General features: G+C 72.3%; 5 protein-coding genes. 3 read left to right on the top strand and 2 right to left on the bottom strand.

The window, feature by feature from the left end; all coding sequences use genetic code 11:
- Window positions 1-44: 44 nt before the first annotated feature.
- Window positions 45-857, bottom strand: a complete 813-nt coding sequence (folP, locus tag ACFXMF_RS47130; RefSeq protein ID WP_360314701.1) for a dihydropteroate synthase — start codon at window positions 855-857, stop codon at window positions 45-47.
- A gap of 206 nt (window positions 858-1,063) precedes the next feature.
- On the opposite strand from folP, the gene ACFXMF_RS47125 reads away from it, so the two are divergent.
- Both ACFXMF_RS47125 and ACFXMF_RS47120 read left to right on the top strand, forming a co-directional pair.
- On the top strand, window positions 1,064-1,819 hold the full coding sequence (locus ACFXMF_RS47125; RefSeq protein ID WP_379992710.1) for a DivIVA domain-containing protein: 756 nt from the start codon (window positions 1,064-1,066) through the stop codon (window positions 1,817-1,819).
- Window positions 1,816-2,394, top strand: a complete 579-nt coding sequence (locus ACFXMF_RS47120) for a DNA-3-methyladenine glycosylase I (protein ID WP_360314643.1) — start codon at window positions 1,816-1,818, stop codon at window positions 2,392-2,394. The genes ACFXMF_RS47125 and ACFXMF_RS47120 overlap by 4 nt, the downstream gene beginning before the upstream one ends.
- Before the next feature lie 69 nt (window positions 2,395-2,463).
- On the opposite strand, the gene ACFXMF_RS47115 is transcribed toward ACFXMF_RS47120, so the two are convergent.
- A complete protein-coding gene (locus ACFXMF_RS47115) occupies window positions 2,464-3,261 on the bottom strand; it encodes an enoyl-CoA hydratase-related protein (RefSeq protein WP_360314645.1) in 798 nt (265 codons plus the stop codon).
- A gap of 281 nt (window positions 3,262-3,542) precedes the next feature.
- Between ACFXMF_RS47115 and ACFXMF_RS47110 the strand changes: the two genes are divergently transcribed.
- Window positions 3,543-3,710, top strand: coding sequence for a DUF3117 domain-containing protein (locus ACFXMF_RS47110; protein ID WP_078976897.1), 168 nt, complete (start codon window positions 3,543-3,545; stop codon window positions 3,708-3,710).
- The last annotated feature ends 71 nt before the right edge of the window (window positions 3,711-3,781 follow it).

The raw sequence follows: 3,781 nt of genomic DNA, 5'->3' as shown, positions 1-3,781 counted from the left end.
GCCTCGGTGGGCGCGGGCGCCGAGACACGTTCCCCGCGGGCCGGTCAGGCCAGGGCGCGCCGGGCCACCGCGGGCTGCCGGGTGCCGTGGATCGAGGACACCATGTCCAGCACCTGACGGGTCTCCTCGACCTGGTGCGCGCGATACACCCGGGCACCGAGCCACGCGCTGACCGCGGTGGTGGCGAGCGTGCCGAGCAGGCGTTCGTTCACCGGCTTGTCCAGCGTCTCGCCGACGAAGTCCTTGTTGGACAGCGACACCAGGACCGGCCAGCCGGTGTCGACCATCTCGCCGAGTCGGCGGGTCGCCTCCAGCGAGTGCCGGGTGTTCTTGCCGAAGTCGTGCCCGGGGTCGATCAGGATCGCGTCGCGGCGCACGCCCAGCCGCGCGGCGCGCTCGGCCAGGCCGACCGTGACGTCCAGGATGTCGGCCATCACGTCCACGTAGCCGATCCGGTGCGGCCGGGTGCGCGGCTGCGCGCGACCGGCGTGGGTGCACACGATGCCCACGTCGTACTTGGCGGCCACCTCGGCGAGCTTGGGGTCCACCCCGCCCCACGCGTCGTTCATCAGGTCCGCGCCCGCCTCGCAGACCGCCTCGGCCACCTCGTGCCGCCATGTGTCGACGCTGATCACCACGTCGGGGTGGCGGCGGCGGACCTCGGCCACGAACGACGCCGTGCGGCGGATCTCCTCCGTGACGTCCACCTCCGCCCCCGGACCGGCCTTGACTCCCCCGATGTCCACGATCCCCGCGCCCTCGGCGACCGCACGTTCGACCGCGTCCAGGGCGGGTCGATCGTCGAAGGTCGCTCCCTTGTCGAAAAACGAGTCCGGTGTCCGGTTGACGATCGCCATGATCACCAACTCGTCGCCACCGAACTCCCGTCGCCCCAGCCTCAGCGTCGTCACCCCGTCGACCTCCGCCCACCACACCCTGCACGTGCCACCTGACCCCCTGATCGTGGCACGATCGTCCCGTGCGACGACCCGGGGGCTTCCCGAAGCGGCCCGGAGCGGACGCCCGTCCCAGCACTTGCAGCGCCGTCGAAGGGGAGCCGTCCGTGTTCTGGATCCAGCTTGTCGTGGTGACCGGGGTGATCCTCGTGATCGCCGCGGTCGTGCTCGGGGCGGGTGGCTCCCTTCCCGACGCCCACCGCGAACAGCCCGAGCTGCGGATGGCCGGCGACCGCCCGCTCACGAGCGCCGACGTGGACGACATCCGGTTCCCGGTGGTCTTTCGCGGCTACCGGATGAGCGAGGTCGACCTGGTCCTGGACCGCCTCACCGGCGAACTCGCGGCGCGGGACGCGCGCATCCTGGAACTCGAATACAAGATCAGCGGCACCACCCCGGCCGGCGTCACCGTGTCCGTCCCGGCCGCCGCGGGGGCGAGCGCGCTCGGCGCGGGCCGACTCGCCCCGCCGCCGCGCGCCGCGGGCACCACGCTGTCCCTGGAGAAGCCGAGCACCGAGTCGGGCGAAGCCGGGTCGAGCGGCGCCGACGAGGAGCAGGCCCGGCCGGCGAGCGCCGCCGCCGCACGGGCGGACGAGGATGCGGCCGAGGTCGGCGAGTCGACCCCGGGTGGGACCGCCGAGCCGGCCGACGCCGAGCCGAGTGCGGCACCGCCCGCCGAGCCGGCCGACGCTGCGGAGGCCGCGACGGACGCGAGCGACGCGACGGATGCGACGGATGCGACGGACGCGACGGACGCGACGGATGCGACGGATGCGAGCGACGCGACCGATGCGACGGACGCGACGGACGCGACCGAGGGCGCCACACCCACCGCCGAGCCGAAGGGCGACCCGAAGCCGTGACCGTCGTCGGCGGTCCGGTCGCGGGGCCGGACGGACTGCTGCGCTGCCCGTGGGGCGCGACCGGCCCGGAGGACTATCGGGCCTACCACGACACCGAGTGGGGCGTCCCGGTGCACGGCGAGGACGCGCTGTACGAACGCGTGTGCCTGGAGGCGTTCCAGTCCGGCCTGTCCTGGCTGACCATCCTGCGCCGACGGGCCGGTTTCCGGGCGGCCTTCGCGGATTTCTCGATCGCCGCGGTGGCGCGATTCGACGACGCGGACCGGGCCCGGCTGCTCGCCGACGAGGGCATCATCCGCAATCGGGCCAAGATCGACGCCGCCATCGCCAACGCACACGCGGCGCAGGCCCTCCAGGGCGGCCTGGACGCGCTCGTATGGTCGTTCGCACCTTCCGGACGCCGGAAGGCTCCCGCGGCCCTGTCGGACGTACCGGCGGTCACCGACGAGTCGACCGCGCTGGCCAAGGAACTCAAGCGCAAGGGATTCCGCTTCGTCGGCCCGACCACGGCCTACGCGCTGATGCAGGCGTGCGGGTTGGTCAACGACCACCTCACGGGTTGCACCGCTCGCTGAGGCCGCCCGTCCTGCCGGGCCGGGGCACCGCCGCGGATCGACCTCGCGCGGCGGTGCGCCGAGCCGGACTCAGCGGCCGACGAAGGTCGGCTTCTCCTTGGCGACGAACGCCGCGACCGCGATCCGGTGGTCCTGCGAGCCGCCCACGCGCAGTTGCAGCTCCTCCTCCTTGGCCAGGGTCTCGACCAGCGAGTGCGACGCGCCGTAGGCCACCGACTCCTTGAGCGCGGCCAGCGCCACGGTCGGCCCCTCGGCGAGCCGGCGGGCCAGTTCGCGCGCCGTGTCCAGCACCTGATCGGCCGGCACCACCTGGTTGGCCAGTCCAAGTTCGAGCGCCTCGGCCGCCTTGACCATGCGCGGCACCATCAGCAGTTCGACCGCCCGAGCCTGACCGACCAGGCGCGGCAACGTCCACGACGCGCCGGAGTCGGCGGTCAGCGCGACGCCCGCGAACGCCGTGTTGAAGCCGGCCGTGTCCGCCATGATCCGGAAGTCGCAGGCCCACGCGATCGCCGCGCCGGCCCCCGCCGCGACGCCGTTGACCGCGGCGATCACCGGCTTGGCCATCGTGGCGAGCGCGGTCACCAACGGGTTGTAGTGCTCGCGCACGGTCGCGAAGGTGGCCTCGGGGCCGGTTTCGAGCTGGCGGATGTGCGCCTTGAGGTCCTGGCCGACACAAAACGCCCGGCCGCTGCCGGTCAGCAGGACCGCTCGAACATCGGGATCCTCGGCCGCGCGCAGCACCGCGTCGCGCAACGCGATCTTGCTCGATTCGTCCAACGAGTTCATCGCGTCGGGACGGTTCAGCGTGACGGTCGCGACTCCGTCGGCGAGTTCGTAGAGCACATTGTCGGTCTTGTCGGCCATGGCCTGCCTCCGCATCACGTACATCACCGCAGGTGGGATGTGCACAGCATGCCGGACCGTCCGGCCGTGCCCCCGCCCGGCCCTGATGGACCGTCAGCTCGATTTCGAGCCGGGACGGACCATCTCATTCCGCTCCGTACGGACGAGGTTCGAGAGGCCGACGGGACCCGATGTTGCTCACCCCACCGTTCGATGCGGGATAATGGTCCCTGATCAATGCTCTCGAAGACCGGTGGCCGGTTTGAGCACCGGTGCGTCGATATGCAGGAAGGGGAACGAGCATGGCGGCCATGAAGCCGCGGACGGGCGACGGCCCGCTCGAGGTGACCAAGGAAGGGCGGGGCATCGTCATGCGCGTTCCGCTTGAGGGCGGTGGACGGCTCGTAGTCGAGCTGTCGGCCGATGAGGCCGGCGCCCTGAGCGAGGCGCTGAAGAACGCCGTGGGCTGACCCCCCCGGGGCGACGCCCTCGACGAAAGTCGTGATGCGACGGCCTCGATTCGGACCCGGAGACTCGGGTC

Source organism: Embleya sp. NPDC059213 (assembly GCF_042754445.1).
Taxonomy (GTDB): domain Bacteria; phylum Actinomycetota; class Actinomycetes; order Streptomycetales; family Streptomycetaceae; genus Embleya.
The sequence above is the reverse complement of the archived record's forward strand: the minus strand, read 5'-3'. Positions and strand labels throughout refer to the sequence as shown.